17 protein-coding genes are annotated in these 17276 nt (G+C 28.5%); 10 read left to right on the top strand and 7 right to left on the bottom strand.

From position 1 onward, the window contains the following. Nucleotides 1-10 precede the first annotated feature (10 nt). On the top strand, nt 11-325 hold the full coding sequence (locus tag KDK92_RS07425) for a MazG nucleotide pyrophosphohydrolase domain-containing protein (RefSeq protein WP_250858561.1): 315 nt from the start codon (nt 11-13) through the stop codon (nt 323-325). Between the two features lie 272 nt (nt 326-597). Next, nucleotides 598-3690, top strand: a complete 3093-nt coding sequence (locus KDK92_RS07420; RefSeq protein ID WP_250858560.1) for an insulinase family protein — start codon at nt 598-600, stop codon at nt 3688-3690. Nucleotides 3691-3756: 66 nt separating this feature from the next. Here KDK92_RS07420 and KDK92_RS07415 read toward each other — a convergent pair whose 3' ends face one another. After that, a complete protein-coding gene (locus KDK92_RS07415; protein ID WP_250858634.1) occupies nt 3757-4482 on the bottom strand; it encodes a MerR family transcriptional regulator in 726 nt (241 codons plus the stop codon). 74 nt (nt 4483-4556) lie between these two features. Beyond that, nucleotides 4557-5453, bottom strand: a complete 897-nt coding sequence (locus KDK92_RS07410; protein WP_250858559.1) for a YARHG domain-containing protein — start codon at nt 5451-5453, stop codon at nt 4557-4559. 318 nt (nt 5454-5771) lie between these two features. On the opposite strand from KDK92_RS07410, the gene KDK92_RS07405 reads away from it, so the two are divergent. Continuing rightward, complete coding sequence (locus KDK92_RS07405) at nt 5772-5999, top strand: hypothetical protein (RefSeq protein WP_250858558.1); 228 nt, start codon at nt 5772-5774, stop codon at nt 5997-5999. A gap of 466 nt (nt 6000-6465) precedes the next feature. Beyond that, the gene (locus KDK92_RS07400; protein ID WP_250858557.1) at nt 6466-8034 is read left to right on the top strand and encodes a transposase; all 1569 of its coding nucleotides are present in this window, start codon (nt 6466-6468) and stop codon (nt 8032-8034) included. A gap of 231 nt (nt 8035-8265) precedes the next feature. Here the strand turns inward: KDK92_RS07400 and KDK92_RS07395 are convergent, their stop codons facing one another. Then, on the bottom strand, nt 8266-8508 hold the full coding sequence (locus KDK92_RS07395; protein ID WP_250858556.1) for a hypothetical protein: 243 nt from the start codon (nt 8506-8508) through the stop codon (nt 8266-8268). A 199-nt stretch (nt 8509-8707) separates the two neighbouring features. Between KDK92_RS07395 and thpR the strand changes: the two genes are divergently transcribed. Then, nucleotides 8708-9247 (top strand): RNA 2',3'-cyclic phosphodiesterase, encoded by a 540-nt coding sequence (gene thpR, locus KDK92_RS07390; protein ID WP_250858555.1) that lies wholly within the window; start codon nt 8708-8710, stop codon nt 9245-9247. 108 nt (nt 9248-9355) lie between these two features. After that, complete coding sequence (locus tag KDK92_RS07385) at nt 9356-10171, top strand: alpha/beta hydrolase (RefSeq protein ID WP_250858554.1); 816 nt, start codon at nt 9356-9358, stop codon at nt 10169-10171. A 111-nt stretch (nt 10172-10282) separates the two neighbouring features. On the opposite strand, the gene KDK92_RS07380 is transcribed toward KDK92_RS07385, so the two are convergent. Further along, complete coding sequence (locus KDK92_RS07380; RefSeq protein WP_250858553.1) at nt 10283-11227, bottom strand: amidohydrolase family protein; 945 nt, start codon at nt 11225-11227, stop codon at nt 10283-10285. Nucleotides 11228-11482: 255 nt separating this feature from the next. On the opposite strand from KDK92_RS07380, the gene KDK92_RS07375 reads away from it, so the two are divergent. Then, nucleotides 11483-12355 carry an AraC family transcriptional regulator gene (locus tag KDK92_RS07375; protein WP_250858552.1) on the top strand — a complete coding sequence of 291 codons (873 nt, stop codon included), beginning with the start codon at nt 11483-11485 and terminating at the stop codon, nt 12353-12355. A gap of 251 nt (nt 12356-12606) precedes the next feature. Here the strand turns inward: KDK92_RS07375 and KDK92_RS07370 are convergent, their stop codons facing one another. Further along, nucleotides 12607-13038 carry a ferritin-like domain-containing protein gene (locus tag KDK92_RS07370; protein ID WP_250858551.1) on the bottom strand — a complete coding sequence of 144 codons (432 nt, stop codon included), beginning with the start codon at nt 13036-13038 and terminating at the stop codon, nt 12607-12609. 260 nt (nt 13039-13298) lie between these two features. Here KDK92_RS07370 and KDK92_RS07365 point away from each other — a divergent pair, with 260 nt between their 5' ends. After that, entirely contained in the window at nt 13299-14006 is a 708-nt protein-coding gene (locus KDK92_RS07365; RefSeq protein WP_250858550.1) for a DUF6199 family natural product biosynthesis protein, read from the top strand. Between the two features lie 15 nt (nt 14007-14021). Further along, nucleotides 14022-14648: a hypothetical protein gene (locus KDK92_RS07360; protein WP_250858549.1), complete on the top strand. Its 627-nt coding sequence runs from the start codon at nt 14022-14024 to the stop codon at nt 14646-14648. 241 nt (nt 14649-14889) lie between these two features. Here KDK92_RS07360 and KDK92_RS07355 read toward each other — a convergent pair whose 3' ends face one another. Together KDK92_RS07355 and KDK92_RS07350 are read right to left on the bottom strand one after the other, a co-directional pair. Next, the gene (locus KDK92_RS07355) at nt 14890-15447 is read right to left on the bottom strand and encodes a non-canonical purine NTP pyrophosphatase (protein WP_250858548.1); all 558 of its coding nucleotides are present in this window, start codon (nt 15445-15447) and stop codon (nt 14890-14892) included. Between the two features lie 226 nt (nt 15448-15673). Then, nucleotides 15674-16243 (bottom strand): hypothetical protein, encoded by a 570-nt coding sequence (locus tag KDK92_RS07350; RefSeq protein ID WP_250858547.1) that lies wholly within the window; start codon nt 16241-16243, stop codon nt 15674-15676. A 279-nt stretch (nt 16244-16522) separates the two neighbouring features. Between KDK92_RS07350 and KDK92_RS07345 the strand changes: the two genes are divergently transcribed. After that, nucleotides 16523-17233 (top strand): hypothetical protein, encoded by a 711-nt coding sequence (locus KDK92_RS07345; protein ID WP_250858546.1) that lies wholly within the window; start codon nt 16523-16525, stop codon nt 17231-17233. Nucleotides 17234-17276: the final 43 nt, after the last annotated feature.

Genomic DNA, 17276 nt, shown 5'->3' with positions numbered 1-17276 from the left:
GGATGAAACAATGGAGATTAAAGAGGCACAAGAACTTGTTTATGATCACTTGAAGAAGATTGGATACACTGAAATAGAGACTATACCAACTCATGCATTTTTGCATTTGATTGAGGAGATGGGGGAGGTAGCAAGAACACTTTTGCATAAAGAAACAAAAAGGGCTTCATTGAAATATTCTACTGAACCCTCTGATATTGAAGATGAGGTAGCAGATGTATTTTGGCAAACATTGAAATTAGCATCATATTTAGATATTGACTTGGAAGAAAGTTTCATGAAAAAATTCGAGAAGAATAAAGCAAAGAATAAGAATTTGAAATAATAAATTGATAAAAATTTTAATGGAAATAGATTCAGGTTTGTTCAATGGATTTATTAGTATTAGTGATTCCGAAGATATTAAATCTCGGGGTCACTTTTTTTCTTAAATCCTAATATTAATGCTACATTTTTATTAAGCCACTGAAGGAAGTGGAGAAGTGAATATGGTATTTGAAGGACTATAATGCATATTATTGACATAATGGGTTTAATTTTATAAACTAGATATAGTATACATTTGAAGCAGATGTAAAATTTAAAAGGGGGATTTTTATGAAAAATCTAAGGAAATTAAGCATTGTTATGCTGTTTTTATTTTCATTTGTAACATTTGTTAATCCTATTACAAATGTTTTAGCAGAAGAAAACACAAAGGTAACAAAAAAAAGTGAAGCAACAGAATATAAAGAAGGACAAGTTTATAATGGATTTAAGCTTGTAAAAGAAGAAGAGATAAAGGATTATAATGCATTAGGGAGATTATTTGTACACGAAAAAACTGGGGCAACTGTTTTTCAGTTCAAAAATAGTGATCCTAACAAATTTTTTTCCGTGTCATTTAAAACTCCAATAGATAATGATGAAGGTACACCACATGTTTTCGAACATGCATTATTAACTGGTGGATCAAAAAAATATCCAATAAAACAATTGGTGTTTAAAATTATGAATGGGTCGGTAGCCAACTTCATGAATGGATTAACTTACTCTGATAGAACTGTATATCCATTCTCAACTGTAGATGAAGAAGAATTCAAAAATTTAATGGATGTTTATTTAGACATGGCATTTAATGCAGAGATTAAGTCATCTGAGAATATTTTTAAAGAAGAAGCATGGCATTATGAGCTAGAAAGTGAAGAAGATACATTAGAGGCTAAGGGTGTAGTTCTTAGTGAAATGAAAGGTAATGCTAGTAATTCTATTAGAAAATTAATTTTAGCAATTAACAGAAGTCTTTTCCCAGATACTACTTATAACTATAATTCAGGTGGGGATCCTAAACACATTCCAGAATTAACTTATGAAGAGGTTGTTGAATTCTATAATAAGTATTACAAACCTTCAAATAGTTTTATTTTCATTTATGGTGATACACCAATAGAAGACAAGTTACAGCACATAAATTCAGAGTTTTTTAAAGATGTTGAAAATAAAGAAAATAAAGTAGTTATAAAGACTCAAGAGCCTTACACTGAAAAAAAGGAATATTCAGAGGAATATGGTTCTGCAGAAGGACAACCAACAGAAAATTTGGATTATATTGCTCTTAACTATGTATTAGGAGATGCAAATAGCTTAGATGATTTATATGCAGCTTATATGTTTAATGTTTTAGTAGTAGGAAATAACAACTCATCTTTCCAGAAGAAGATGATAGAAGCAGGATTTAGTAATGTTATAGCAAATCCATCTTTCTCACAAGCACAATCAGTATTTTCTTTCATAGCTCTTAATACTGATCATACTAAGAAGGATTTATTTGAGAAAACAGTAAGAGAAGCTTTAGAAGAGGTATTAAAAGAAGGAATAGATGAAGAATTATTAGAATCTACAATTAATAATTTTAGCTTACAAGAAAAATTAGGAAAGTCGTATACTCAATCTACTGGCTTGAATATTTTCCAAGTAGCTTCAAGAGTATTTACTTATGATGGAGATATCTTTGAATATTTTAATGGAGAAGATGAAGCACTTAATAAAGTTAAAAAAGCTGTAGATACAAAATATTTTGAGAAATTTATCGAAGATAAAATACTTAATAATAAGTATAGTTCATTAGTTACTCTTAATGCCGTACCTGGATTAAATGAAAAAGATTTAAAAGAAGAAGCTGAGAAGTTACAGAAATATAAAGAATCATTAAGTAATGAAGAAGTAAAAACTCTTATAAAAGAATATGAAGAATTAACTGCTTGGAGAAATACTAAAGAATCTAAAGAAGTATTAGATAGATTACCACTTTTAGATACAAAAGCATTAAATCCAAAGGTTAATATTGCATCAACTGAAATTGATAGAGTAAATGGAATTAAGGTTTTATATCATCCAATAAACACTAATGGAACAAATAGTATAAAACTATTATTTAACACAAATTCAATAGAGCAAGATAAAATTCAGTACATAAAGCTTCTTTCAAGTATTCTTGGAGGACTAGATACTGAAAATTATAAAAATAATGAGATTGTTAGTAATACATTGAAATATACTAATGGTATTGGCTATGCTGCTTATGTTAGAGGTGGGGATCATAAAAATACTTATGAACCAGTATTCCAAGTTTCAGCTATATCACTTAATGAAAATATGGACAAGACTTTAGATTTAATAAGGGAATTAATTCTTAATGCAAACTTTGATGATAAAGAAAAATTAAGAAACCTAATTACACAATCAAAAACATCTATAGAAATGCAATTGGATAACAACTTATTAAATTATGCAGTTTCAAAGAATTTCTTAAGAGATTCTAATTCATCAGCATATGAAGAAGAAATATCAGGGTTAAAGTATTATGAGTTTATTAATGATTTATATACAAACTTTGATGAGAAATATGATGAAATAACAAAGAATTTAAAGGATGTATATCAAAATATAATTGATACAGAAAGTCTTACTGTTTCTGTAACAATTGAAGAAAAAGATTATCCAGTTTTTGAGAAGAACTTTAAAGAATTTATTAATGATATTGAAAGTGATAGAATAGCTTTCAAAATGTTAGCTCCACATAAAATGCCTAGACAAGATAAAAAGCGTCAAAATTATGTTTTTGATAATGAAGATAAGGATACAGCTTTTGTGGCACAATCATTAGTTAATTATAATGTATTAAGCTTCAATAGTAAGGATTTAGGATTTAACTTAGATTCAAATAATAAGGTGATTACTGCTATTGTAAATGATTTCTTATTTAATTCTCATAGAGTTAAAGGAAAGGCTTACGGAGCATTTATGATAGGTAGTGATAAAGGGACTATTGCATTTGGAACATATAGAGATCCAAGATTAAAGGATTCTTTTGAAGATTTTAAAGGATTACCTGAATATCTTAGAAATAAAGAAAACTATGAAGCAAAATTAAATCAATATAAATTAGATGCACTTAAAAAGTTCTATATGCCAAAATCTGTATACGATTTAGCAAATGAAGCAGATGGAATGTATTTCGCTAGTTTAAGTGAGATTGATTATTTAAAGGAATTAGATGAAATCTTAAATATGACTGTAGAAGATGTACAAGCTTATGGGGATTTATTTGAAGAAGGAATTAAAAACGGAAGAATTACAACTATAGGTGGTAAAGAACTTATAGAGCAAGATAAAGATTTATTTGAAGAAGTTAAAAATTTATTAGATTAAAAAAGGTATCTTGAGAGGGAGACCACTGAAAAATTAATTTTCAGTGGTCTCCCTTATTTAGTACCTTTACTTATTTTTTTCACAATAGTAATCCATAGCGTCCTTCATAAATGAAGCTAAACCTTCTTTAGTTTTATCAATGTTTTTTGTAAAGCGTTCGTCTTCAACATATAATTGTCCTAACCCCTTAAATATTTCTAGTGTGCAATCATAATAATATTTGGTTATATGATTTTTCCACTGAGCAATTAATCGTTGTACTATTTCATCAGCGGCTCCTTTATCCATATTTTCTGCAAGTGAAGTATATATATTTGTAGCTTCTTCCTGTATAATTACCCACTGTTCTTTACTGTATTTTGATGTTCTGTTATATGACTGTTTTGCTGTATCTCCATACTTCTGTATAGCTTCTTCTTTATATTTTTCATAGTTTTCATTACTAAATGTTTTTATCATATTCTTTTCAAATCCTTTCATAATAGTTTCATCAATTGAAGTGATAATTTTATCTATTCTTGTTCTTTTTTCTAATAATAATTTTTTATGACTCTCTAAAGCTTGATTTTTATCAAAGTTAGGATTATTTAGTATTTCTTTTATTTGAGAAAGAGGAAAGTCAAGTTCTTTAAAAAATAATATCTGCCATAACTTTTCTAAATCCTTTTCACCATATAAACGATATTTTGAATTAGTTTTATGCTTAGGTTTTAATAATCCTATTTCATCATAATAGTGCAGAGTTCTAACGCTTATGCCGGCAAGCTTAGCAACTTCATTTACTGTGATCATTTTTTGCATTTCATTATCACCTCAATTTTGATTATAAACTATTACGTTCCGTTAGAGTCAATGCTATTTATAAGTTATTTTTTCTCGAATTCTAATATTAATGCTACATTTTTATTATCTAGTTCAGTTAGTAGATTATCTACATGCTCATGTAAGGGCTCGTACCAATAATATTCCGAGAAGAAATTTGCGTATTTTGGTGTTTTAAAGATATGACCATGTCGTGCATAATAAGCATTACGCAATAATGAAAGCTCATCTTTATTTAGCTTCTCAAGGAAATGGGGTGATAACGGCATCTCAAGGTCTATACAGAAATTATTTATATTAAGCTGAAAGGTATTATTATATTCAAACCGAGTATTTTGATATTCTCCAAACATTGATATCTCCCAAAAAGATACCTTATCATTAACTTCTCTAACTTTTAAATAATTATTTTCCAGTTTATATTCATAAACGATAACGCTATCCCCTTCATAGTTTGTGAAGGTATAAGTAATATAGTCATTCCCATAGAGTTTCTTCATTATATCTATTGAAGTGTCATTTTGTAAACCTAAGGCAGTAGGGAAAGCACCAATTGCATATATGGAATATAGTACAGAGGTTTTTGCATCAAATACTAAGTTCAGCATATTACTTGTGTCATTTATATCTGTATTATCAGAAAGGGATATAGTTAGTTCAGTGTCACCCCATGAGATGAATTCTTGAGAGGATGTTATCTCTATTTGGTTAATTAGATTATACTTATCCTGGATAACTTCTTTAGCTTCTTCAAGAGTCATGCCAGTGTATAAATCTAATTTATCACCAAGAGGATAAATTGCATTACCATCATCCTCACTAGAAGTTTGCTCATTCAATGTACTTTCATTATTAACCTTTGAATTATTGAAAATACAACCGCTGAGTAGCATGATGGGACATAGTAATATAATACATGTAAATTTTTTTAGATGTTTCATAAACGCCTCCTAAAACTATCAATAATCAAAGAGATTACGAAATCAATCATTGATTATTAATAATGTAGTTAAATTTATTTGAAAATAATGTATTAAATTCATAATAATAGTATAATGCTTGTGAGATGATTATTTGTTAAGGAATAGTTACAAATATCAAGGGTGGATTCCAAATTAATGTTTTTCAACCATCAAGTTAATATTGTTATGGTATTTCCAATGAAATATAATATGTTCATGCTAAAAATCAATAGGTTGAAGTAGATTAATTTTTAATTTAAAAGTTCAAACAATTATGGGATTTAGGGGGTAAAGCTAATGATGAATAGAACATTAAAAGGTTTTGGTGCAGGAATAGCTTTAGTGGTTGCTTTACTTTCAACGAGCATAAATGTTTTTGTTTTGGAGTACAATAATATGAATGAGATTGACAACTACAATATTATCCTTAAAGAAAAAGATAGTACCTTGGAAAATAATTTTTCGATTAATGGAAATGTGAAAGTAAAAGAAGGATTAGATGTTATTCTTGAAAATATAAAGTAATTAAATAAAGCATATTCTGCCTATATACTAGATAAGTGGACACGCAAAATGAAAATCGGTTGATATGATCAGCCGATTTTATTTTGCTGTTATTTAGATAGTGAAGGTAATTATTTATTAAATATTGTGTTTTGATCATGAACAAGTAGCCATTTACCATCAATATATTGGAATATTAAGTTTAAATAATATGTCATAGATATTGAATTACCATTCTCATCACAATCTGAATAATCGATTGATAAAATCCAATCGCACACTCGTAACTTCAGTCATGAGTTAGGGAGGCAAATATAATATATATGCTAAGCAATTACTGGGTATAATATACTATAGACACATATTTGGTGCTAATACGCATGTTAGTATGGTATGTAAGGAATTGGTGATTGTGTCGACGGTAAATAAAGGTCGTGGATATGTATATTCAGAGTCAGAAAATACAATAGAAAGGTAGGTGGGTATAGTGAGAAATTATAAAAATAAAAAGAAGCGTAAAAATAGGACTAAAACTCCTTCATATGTACTGAAATTGCAATTTAAAATTAATGAGCAACAAGAAGGAATTTTAAATAAGAGATTAGAAATTGGAAGAAAATTATACAATGCTATATTAGGTCACTCATTAAAACAACACAAAACTATGATTGAAAGAAAATATTATAGAAAAGTTAAAAATTCAATAATAGAAATAAATAAAAAAATTAAGAATTGCAAAGATAAAAAGAAATTAAAGATCATAGAAGCTGAAAAGAAGAAGCTTTATAAAGAGTTAAATTCAATACATGCAGAATTTGGTTTGAATGAATATGCTTTAATTAACTATACTACACCACTATATAAGCCTTTCAAGAAGAATATAGATAACAAAACAGCACAAGCAATAGCTTCAAGAGCATGGAAAGCCATTGATAAACTTTTAAAAGGTGAAGCTGATAGAATATATTTTAAAAAATATAATGAATTCAATTCACTTGAAGGAAAATGGAATAAATCTGGATTGAAATATGATGGTATGGGGAATATTGTTTGGAATGAATTAAAAATACCTGTAATTATTAAGAATAATGATACTTACGCTCAAATGGCATTACAAGACAGAGTGAAATATTGTAGGGTAATAAGGAGATTAATTAGAGGTAAATATAAATATTATGTTCAATTAGTTTTAGAAGGAATACCACCTATAAAGGTTAATAAAGAAACTGGTGAGATTAAAAGAAGGGTTGGTATAGGAAGTGTAGGTCTAGATATAGGTACAAAAACAATAGCTGTAGCTAGTGACTATTCAGTAAAGCTATTTGAGTTATGTCCTGAAATTAATAATATTTATAAGATTGAAAGAAAACTTCAAAGGACATTAGATAGGCAACGAAGGTCTAATAATCCTAGTAATTATAATGAAGATGGAACTATTAAAATAGGAATTAAATTAATTTGGAATAAATCAAATAAGTATATTAGAACTCAAAATAGATTAAGTGATATTAAAAGAAAACAAAAAGTAATCAGAAAGCAATCACATGAAATTTTAGCTAATTATATAATTTCATTAGGTGATACAATTCTAGTTGAAGATATGAATTATAAAGGATTGCAGAAGAGAGCTAAAAATACTACAAAAAACAAGAAGGGTAAATTCAATAAAAAGAAGAGATTTGGTAAGAGTTTAGCTAATAAAGCACCTTCCATGTTATTAACTATTATAGATAGAAAATTACAATATGAAGGGTTAGAATTGAACGAAGTTGACACTAAAAATGTAAAAGCAAGTCAATATAATCACATTGAAGATAAATATATTAAAAAATCCTTATCAGAAAGATGGAATGATTTTGGTGAATTTAAGATACAAAGAGATTTATATAGTAGCTTCATTATTAAAAATGTGATTGTGAAAAATTTAAATAGTATAGATAGAGAAAATATGATTTGTGATTTTGAAAAATTTAAAGAGTTACACGATGAAGAAATTCAGAGATTAAAAGAATTGAAGAAAGATAATTATAAGTTTGTTAGTAGTTTTGGAATTTAAATAATTTACTATAAGGTTTTGAATCGAGCCTTATACTATCGTCAATTAATCCAATGGGATTATTGGTAGTGAAAGTCTTACTGTATTTAAGTGAGTTCCTATATGTTGTAAATATTATGAGGGTTGTTTAAATATGTTTTAATTATTAAAACGATAAACAATTACTAATGTATTGAGAGTATAGGCGAAGCTTAATGAAATAAGAACCGCACGACTTCAGTCATGTGAGATTCAGAAAAGGGCTGAACTCATTTCAGAAGATTCAACAGTATTTATTAGAGTGTAGTTCAAAGACCAATCTGGATCAGAGAACCAGTTTTTGTGTAGAGTAATAAAATTATCATAATTATTAATAAGAGAACCATTAGGCATAATTAATGTTATCTTATCTAAACATACAGTTGAAATAAAAAGATCAAAATTCTTATTTGAAATAGATTGTAGATGTAAATCTAATGTTTCTTTAAAATTCATTTTAATATCTCCTAATATTTTATTTGTACAGTTCATTGTAAAATTATACAATAAATAACATATCTTAAAAAGGTAGAAGATAATTAAGATTGTTTTCTACCTTTTTTCTAGTTAAGTAAATAGTTATAATATCTTTAATAGAATGATTAAGCCAGATTTAGAGTAAAATAGAATAAAAAAGTAAATAGGAGAATAGCTGATGAGGATTTTTATAGGTATTCCATTGAGTCATGAGTTAAAAGAATTTCTTAGAAAAATGCAAACAGAGATAGAAAATAATTGTAACCGTGGAAGATTTACAAAAAGTGAGAACCTTCATATTACCCTTAACTTTCTTGGGGAATTAAATGAAAGCAAAGCTGGAGAAATAGAAAAAATAATAAAAAATATAGTTAGGAAATTCAATGGATTTAATATTGTAGTTAAAGGTATCGGATTTTTTGAGAACAATAATAAGAGGCTTTATTTTGCAAAGATTGAACAGAATGATAAGCTAGTAAGACTACAAAAGGAATTAAGTAATGAGCTGAGTAAAATTGGACTATATTCAGAAAGAAGAGCTTATAAACCTCATATAACACTGGGAAGAAATGTTGAACTAGTAGATGGTTATAATACAGAATCTATGGAAAACAATTGTTTTGAAGATCAAGTAAAACAAGTAACTATTTTTGAGAGTTTATTCTTAAAAGATGGTGTTGAATATAATGAGTTATTTACAGAAAGATTTAATAATTAATAGAAAAGATTAGATATACTTGGGAATGATGGAGATTGTCAAACAAAAACTGGGGGCAAGAAAATGGAGACAAAACTAGTTAAAATAAGGGACAAGTAATTAGAGGTATTGAGAAAAGGAAATGGTGCTCACACTGTAGTATTTGAATTTGGGTTAAGTGAGTGTATAGATGATTGGATAGATATAGCAGAGGAAATTTCTAAAGAAAACACAGTTATACTTTATCATAGAGCGGGATATGGAAGAAGTTCTATTGATAGAGATGAAAAAAGAGGACTTGATGAAATTATTAAAGATTTTGAGGAGTTACTTGAAGTTGAAGGAATCCATGAGAAGATAATATTGATTGCTCATTCACTTGGTGGGGCATGTGCACAGAAATTACTTATGAAAAATCCAGGTAGAATTAAGGGTATGGTATTAGTAGATGCTTCTCCTTTAGAATATAGGGAAATAGAAATGCTTAAAAAGTCTATGACTTCAATAGATAATAAATATAATACTGATAGACAAATTCAAAATTTAGAGGATATGTCGATTAAGACAAAGGAACAACTAATTGAAGAAGGGAATAAAGGTATATTCAGCGAACCAGATATATTTCATGCAATGTGGAGTGAGTTTAACAGTCTAAGAAATCATAATATAATTATTGATGGGGAAAGCTTCATATGTGATATTCCTCTTAAGGTTATGATATGTGATAGAAATATTAGTAATGAGAGATTAATAAGAAATGATATACCTGCAGAAGATGCAAATGTATTTCATATAGAAGTTGATAAATTGAAAGAGAGACAACTAAAACTTTCTAATAGAAGTGAGCTAATTGTTGCGAATAATTCAAGTCATTCAATACATAAAGACGATCCTAAATTGGTGATAAAAACTATAAAATCAGTTATAACTGAGTGTTCTGAATAATAGAAAAACCAAAAGAACAATTACAATTTTGTAATTGTTCTTTTGGTATATATCTTAAATCTATTCAAAAGCTTCAATAATCCTTACAAATAAAGCTGTTCCTAAATAAATTTATCTCAAGGACATTTTTCTAATCTCATTCAACTCGTCCACGTCAAGAACACCGTGATTATAAAGATATAAGAATTCTTCAGATACTCCGCTATCGAATAGAAGGAGGTCATCAGTATTTATTGAGAGTTTAATTCCTTTGTTGAACAACTTTCTTATAGGGTGAGATTTTATATCACTTATTGCACCTAATATAAAGTTACTGCTTGGACAAACATTTAATCTAATATCTCTTTCTTTAATAAGATCTAATAAATAGTCATCTGTGGAAGCACCAATACCATGTTGAACTTCATTTAAATCCAATATCTCAATAGCTTTTCTAACATTCTCAGGTCCGTTGAATTCTCCAGCATGGCCTTTAAGTTTTAAGCCCTTTTTTCTAGCATAAACATAATATTCTTTAAATCTTTCAAAATCATTGAATGACTCATCTCCATATAAATCTATAGATTTGAATAAACCGCTGTCAATACAAGGAATCAGTAGGTTATTCATTTTTTCTTCAGTTATACTTTTAGGCATTCCAACCTCAGGTCTTAAATCTATAAGGTCACTATACTTTTCTTTTATTTTACGAATAGCATTGAAATATTCTTCCTGGCTATTAAAGAAAGTTAACCAACTACAATCTATACTAGGCTCAAGTATTTTAACACCATCATCTATTGCTTCTAGTATAGTCGCTTCAATCAAAAATTCAAGATCTTCAGCAGTTTTAATATATTTCATAGTTTCTCCAAATAGATATTCATCAAGTCCACGTATTCCGTCTATTTTCTTAGATGGGGGAACAACATTACCACCTGCCCATTTATTGAAGGTTGAGAAACGCATACCTAGTCCACAGTGATTATGGACATCTCCTTTTGAAACCTTCTTTAGTTTTGAAATATCTCCTTCAACTAAAGCTTCTCTAAATAACTTTTCTTCCAAGCGATCCATATCTATACCCCTTTATAATCTAGTAATAGTTTATTTTGTATTATACAGATGGTTTTGTGAAAAGTAAATAAAAGTTTTCTATTAAATGTAAGTTTATGGAGATATGGAGTGGACTTGGGTTGAAATGTCTCATGTAATATAATGTATTTATTGGGAATGTTAAATATTAAAATATATCCTGCACTTTAGTGCACTTAATGACGGGTTGAAAGAGTTCATAAAAGATATACTTATAATCGTAAGGAGGAGATTAATGTGGAATGGCTGAATAGAATGAATGAAGCATTGGATTACATTGAGGATAACATTGAGAATAACATTGATTATGAGGAGATTGCAAAGCGAGCGTATTGTTCAACTTATCATTTTCAGAGAATGTTCTCTTTCATAATTGGAACACCTTTATCAGAGTATATTCGCAGGAGAAAATTAACTCTAGCAGCATTTGAACTTCAAAATAGTGATCTCAAGATAATTGATCTAGGTATGAAATACGGTTATGAATCACCAGATGCTTTTACCCGTGCTTTTCAGCGACAACATGGAGTAACACCCACTGAGGCGAGAAAGATGGGGGTACACCTGAAGTCATATTCACGAATTTCCTTCCATATATCGATTAGAGGAGATGAATGTATGAATTTTAAAATTGAAAAGAAAAAAGCTTTTTCAGTATTTGGTTTGGAGAAAACAGTGAGCTTAACAGGTGGAGAGTGTTATAAGAAGATACCAGAATTCTGGATGGAACTTGAAAAAAATGGAGGTCTTGAGCGTATTTCTAATGCAGCAAAAGATGAAGAAGGATTGTTGAATGCTGCTAATTATGCTTATGAAAAAGATGGAACATTTAAATATATGGTTTGCCAATATACACCTAAATGTGGAGTTGATAAGGAATTCGTAAAGATCGAAGTACCAGAATTAACATGGGCGATTTTCCCAATAGAGCCTCATACTCCAGAGGATGGAACAGAAAAGATACAAGCAATCTGGAAAAGAATTTATCCAGAATGGTTCCCAACTTCAGGATATGAGTGTGCTGATGGCCCAGAATTTGAGATGTATTATAAAATAGGGGAGAATAAGTTTACTGCAGAGATTTGGATACCGGTTAAAAGAAATGAATAATTGAGAATTTAACAAAACCGTAATGTATAATGGAGGAGATTTCTCTGCGAGAAATATTAGTTTTATTGTTCAGGGAATAGGAGGATTTTGTGAGTTTCACTTAATATGGAACTTTGAATTTTAAATACAATATTTTATCTCAGATAAAATGAGTAAAAGCCCCTTGTCTTAAAGAACAATAAGATGTAGTTTCTGCCATAAAGCAGAAACATTCATTATTTTCCATTATACATTATCAATTATTCATTTCTTTAACTAAAGTATCTATCTAACATACCCTTAAGCATTTGTGCGTGTCTAGCCTCGTCTTTTGCTGCTTCATTTATGAAATCTTGAACTTCGCAAAGGTCTGCGTCTTTGCATTTAGCTGCTAAATCAGTTTTATATTTATTAGCACCTATTTCACCCTTAAACATCTGTTCTAAATTATCTTTTGTAAGGCATGAAATCTTTCCATTTAATTCAGCATATCTAGCTGCATGATCTGCTTCTTCCCACGCGATTCTTTTTAAAACTTCACCTATTTCAGGATAACCTTCTCTTTGAGCCATCTTTGCCATAGCTAAATATAATCCTATTTCACCAGTTTCACCTCTAAACTGACCGTCAATAGCCTTTTTAATTTCTTCATGGCCTTCAGTTATACCTAATTTGTTTTCATTTACTAGACCTAAATCATTCATTAGCAGTCCTCCTGTTAGTATAGATACATTATTTCATAGTTATTTTGTTCTTATATTTTCATAAATATTCTGTTTAAAACTTAGGGTTATATGGAAAAATTTTATAAAATAGACTATAATATACTTGAGTTAAACTGCATGTATATAGTTTATAAGACATATAAAAAGTTATTTTAATCTGTCTTGGAGGATAGAAGATGAATTACATGATAAATTAATATTTGCAAAAATAACTGAATTTAAAAGGAGGGATGGGTAAATTGAAAATTAAAAGAGTATTAAAGGTATTATTTTTACTATTTATTATGGCGATATTTATTATTGCTTTTAAAAATTCAGTTACACCATGTTTTTATTTAAATGATCATTTATATGTTAAGAAAAGTAGTGATGGCAATGAAATTAATTATTATTCTATAAAAGATAAAAAATCCATAAAAGTAAGTGAAAAAGAGGATTATAAAGAAATCAAAATTCAGGGTAATAAATATAAGGTGTTTGGACAGCCCAATGATTTTCTTTCTAAAGATGAAAAAGATATGGTAAAGATTGAATATCCAGATGGTGCTGTTAATGAAGGTTGGTATTATGAAAATATGGGGTTTTATAAAATAGATAAAAATGGTGAATATGATTTTACAGGTATTGTTAGGATAAGTACAGGGAATGAACAATTCCAGGTTAAGGATGAAGAAATTACAGATAGAAAGTTAATCACAATAGCATTTGAATCACTGCAAGATATGAAAGGTAATTTAGCGATGTTTTTTCCAGCAGTACTATTCTTTGTTTTAGGGTATATTCAATTTAAATTTCCAGTTGCTTTATTTAAACTACAACATTTTTTATGGGTGAAGGACCCAGAACCTACAGAGGCTTATATAGGCTTTTCTAAAGCAGGTGGGTTTATATTATGCGTTATGGGGGTAGGAATGATGATTTTTGGGGCTGGGATATTTAAATTTTAAATTGGGGGTAGTTACATGATTAAAAAATCATATATTAATGTTAAAATATCTTCAGAAAAAGAAGTAAATCATTTTTATCTTTATCATACTGAGAACACAGAAACCTTAGTGGTTATATATCCTGGTGGAAATTATAGCTGTGATAAACCAATATTACACTATATTAGAAAAGCAGCTTTGTTAAAAGGACATGATGTCCTGTGTATAAATTATGGTGCAGCTTTAGTTGGGCGTGATTTGAGTGAAGAAACAATGATTGCTGCGGAAGAAGCATTGAAAGCAATAAATAAATGTAGAGAAGAAAGAAAATACAATAAAATTTATTTTGTAGGAAAAAGTATAGGTACTGTTGTATCAGGAAGAGTAATAGATATTATTGATGATATTGAAATTAAGTATATATTTTTAACTCCAATTAAAGATACAATACCTTTCATAAATAACTATGGTGGTTATGTAATAACTGGATCAAAGGATAAATTATTTGGGAAAGAATATATTCAGCTTATTGAAGAAAATGAGAATATACATTTAGAAGTTATAGAAAACGCAGGTCATTCTCTGGAAGTAGATGATTTAGAGGAAACTTTAGATATGCATAAGTATGTTGTTAAGATATGCAATAATTATTTTGGGGAGTAAGAAATATGAAATTTTACTATGATTGAAAGAGTAGAGAATTAAATACTAATTTTAAAATGTAATAAACTGGAGAGGGACTAAGATAACTATAGTCGAAATATTATTTATAATACTAACAGTTATATTGTTAATTATCAGTTGTGTGTTATTGAATTGTTTTAATATAAGAGAGAAAAATAAAGAAGAGGTTGTCTCATTATAGAAATCACTTTCTATGACAAGGCAACCTATTATTGTATTCTTATCCTAAAATATATTTTTTGAATTCAGTTAATATATCTCCATTACTCCAGTAATCTATCATTTCTTCTTCTGGTATTTCAGAAATAGGTTGGTTAAAACCTTCAGGAATAAAAATTTGTTCAATTGAAGTTCCTATATTTTTACCGGGTTTAATTGCTAATGTACCCTTAAAGGAACCAGTGAAAACAATAGGTTTTTCATTGGGTTTGCAATAAGCCAGACAATCTTTGATTATAACGTTACGATTAGTTTTACCCTTCATTAAATTCAAATAGTCTTCTGCAGAAAGCCATTCATTAGTGTACTTAATAAAGGGGCCAGGAAAACCATTTAATGCTTCAATACAAAATCCGGCATCAGTTACAAATACAGCCTCATTTAATTTTTTACTTGCCCAAATAGCTGAGTACATAGCTACTTCTTCTACACTTTTACTTTGAATTTCAGGAGTATCCAAGTTTTTTTGTGAAAGTAATATTCCTGTTTCTTTAAACACTTGGTAAGCAACTTCAAATTTAGTATGATTACCAGTAATGTAAACTAGTTTATTATCCATAGTATTTAAGCTCCTTTTAATTTAGGCGTATGAAAATAAATAACAAGTCAAAGATGCGACGGATATTTTGCGTAATGCGAAGAGTTGGGTTCCACTGATAGTAGTTCTATCAATGGGTTCCAAGGATGAAGCAGTTCGCAAAATAGACTAGCATACTGACTAATTATTTATTTGAATATGCCTTAGGCTCTGTTAAAATAATGTTGATAATATGAAAAACGCATGGCTAAAAGTCGTAGTCAAAATAATTCTTAACAAAATCAGCCATAGGGTGTTTGTCATTTTCTTGTCCAATACAATCTAAATCGAAATCACAAAAATACAAATATGCTATACTTTTTTTCTCTTCAGATGTTCCGATCATACCAAAAGATTTTGGGAATTCTGTATTACTTTTTTTGTTATAAGCCACGACTTTAAAAGTATAACTATTTATTGAAAACTCATATTCAGGGATAAAATATTTACTTTCGTCATAATCAGAATCCACTTTTTCTTCTAAAAAAGTATATTTTTTCGCTAATTTATCTTTTTCGCTCTTATATGTTTTATCATCATAGTTCACAATGAGAGCAACTGAATCAGATTCAAATATAAACATTGATTTATGAGTATATTTGTATGAGATATTCTGATATTCAGGTAAATCATCAAGATTGGGCATAATGTCTTTTGCATTTGAATCAATTGTGGTGCCACTGTTAAGATAATTCTCAATATTTGAACTTGACTTGCTACAGCCAGTAATGCAAAGAACAAACGCAATCAATATAATAATTAAATATTTTTTCCTCATTTAAAATCACTTCTCTCAAAATAAATTATATTTACTTCGTACTTTCTTACAATTGTATCTTTTTTATTATACAGAATATCTATATGAGTTTCAAATATTTAGTAAAATTATATATATATTGCCTCTATGGTTTTAAAACTCTTTATATTTGTATCAGAATTAATAAAAAATCTTTAGAATTTCTTTAGAATTACTTTCAAATATCTTTGAAAGTGATTGATATCATAATATTAGATCAAGGAAAGATTGATTTAATAACCAAACATAGGGGTGAAGATAATGGATTTAAGCATGAAAGAAATTATGGAGATATTATTTAATATAGTTTATTTAATTACACTATGGGCTATTGTGTTCAATATGTTTAAGAATGCTAATAAACTAAACTCAAAATATACAAAACTAGGTAAACTAGTAGCATGGACTTTTGCACTTTTAGCAATAGGAGATACAGGGCATGTTGGATTTAGAGTTGTTGCATATTTGAAAGATGGGATAACAGAAAGTGCTGCACTCTTAGGTTATGGTAAATTTGCTACATCCATAACTGTAACATTTTTTTATGTTTTACTTTTAATAATTTGGAAGGTTCGTTATAATGAAAAATATAATTATTTCACACATATACTCTTTGCTAGTGGATTAGTTAGATTAGTGCTGTTAGTTTTACCAGGCAATGAATGGACAAGTGTAGTAGCACCATTTAATTGGGCAATATATAGAAATATTCCTTTAATGATTTTAGGATTAGGTGTTGCAGGTTTATTCTTAAGCAGTGCTAAAAAAGAAAAAGATAATACATTTAAGTGGATTGGTATTATGATTTTAATTTCTTATGGTTTTTATATTCCAGTTATACTATTTGCTCATATAAATCCAACTATAGGAATGCTAATGATACCTAAAACTGTAGCATACTTAGCGGCGGCATTTATTGCTTATTATGGAGTGTTTAAGAATAAAAATGAAAATAAAAATATACAAGCATAATAAAAATTTTAACTAATGAATTGATTGAAATATACTTTTGGAA

It is taken from the genome of Oceanirhabdus seepicola, from assembly GCF_023684385.1.
Classification (GTDB): domain Bacteria; phylum Bacillota; class Clostridia; order Clostridiales; family Clostridiaceae; genus Oceanirhabdus; species Oceanirhabdus seepicola.
Note: the sequence above shows the minus strand (reverse complement) of the source record. Positions and strands in the feature narration are given on the sequence as shown.

Bases quoted from the DNA above. Each gene is read 5' to 3' on its own strand.
- KDK92_RS07410 (WP_250858559.1), bottom strand. From the start codon at position 5,453: ATGAAACATCTAAAAAAATTTACATGTATTATATTACTATGTCCCATC.
- KDK92_RS07420 (WP_250858560.1), top strand. From the start codon at position 598: ATGAAAAATCTAAGGAAATTAAGCATTGTTATGCTGTTTTTATTTTCA.
- KDK92_RS07355 (WP_250858548.1), bottom strand. From the start codon at position 15,447: ATGGATAATAAACTAGTTTACATTACTGGTAATCATACTAAATTTGAA.
- KDK92_RS07405 (WP_250858558.1), top strand. From the start codon at position 5,772: ATGATGAATAGAACATTAAAAGGTTTTGGTGCAGGAATAGCTTTAGTG.
- KDK92_RS07360 (WP_250858549.1), top strand. From the start codon at position 14,022: ATGATTAAAAAATCATATATTAATGTTAAAATATCTTCAGAAAAAGAA.
- KDK92_RS07425 (WP_250858561.1), top strand. From the start codon at position 11: ATGGAGATTAAAGAGGCACAAGAACTTGTTTATGATCACTTGAAGAAG.
- KDK92_RS07350 (WP_250858547.1), bottom strand. From the start codon at position 16,243: ATGAGGAAAAAATATTTAATTATTATATTGATTGCGTTTGTTCTTTGC.
- KDK92_RS07380 (WP_250858553.1), bottom strand. From the start codon at position 11,227: ATGGATCGCTTGGAAGAAAAGTTATTTAGAGAAGCTTTAGTTGAAGGA.
- KDK92_RS07415 (WP_250858634.1), bottom strand. From the start codon at position 4,482: ATGATCACAGTAAATGAAGTTGCTAAGCTTGCCGGCATAAGCGTTAGA.
- KDK92_RS07370 (WP_250858551.1), bottom strand. From the start codon at position 13,038: ATGAATGATTTAGGTCTAGTAAATGAAAACAAATTAGGTATAACTGAA.
- thpR (WP_250858555.1), top strand. From the start codon at position 8,708: ATGAGGATTTTTATAGGTATTCCATTGAGTCATGAGTTAAAAGAATTT.
- KDK92_RS07345 (WP_250858546.1), top strand. From the start codon at position 16,523: ATGGATTTAAGCATGAAAGAAATTATGGAGATATTATTTAATATAGTT.
- KDK92_RS07395 (WP_250858556.1), bottom strand. From the start codon at position 8,508: ATGAATTTTAAAGAAACATTAGATTTACATCTACAATCTATTTCAAAT.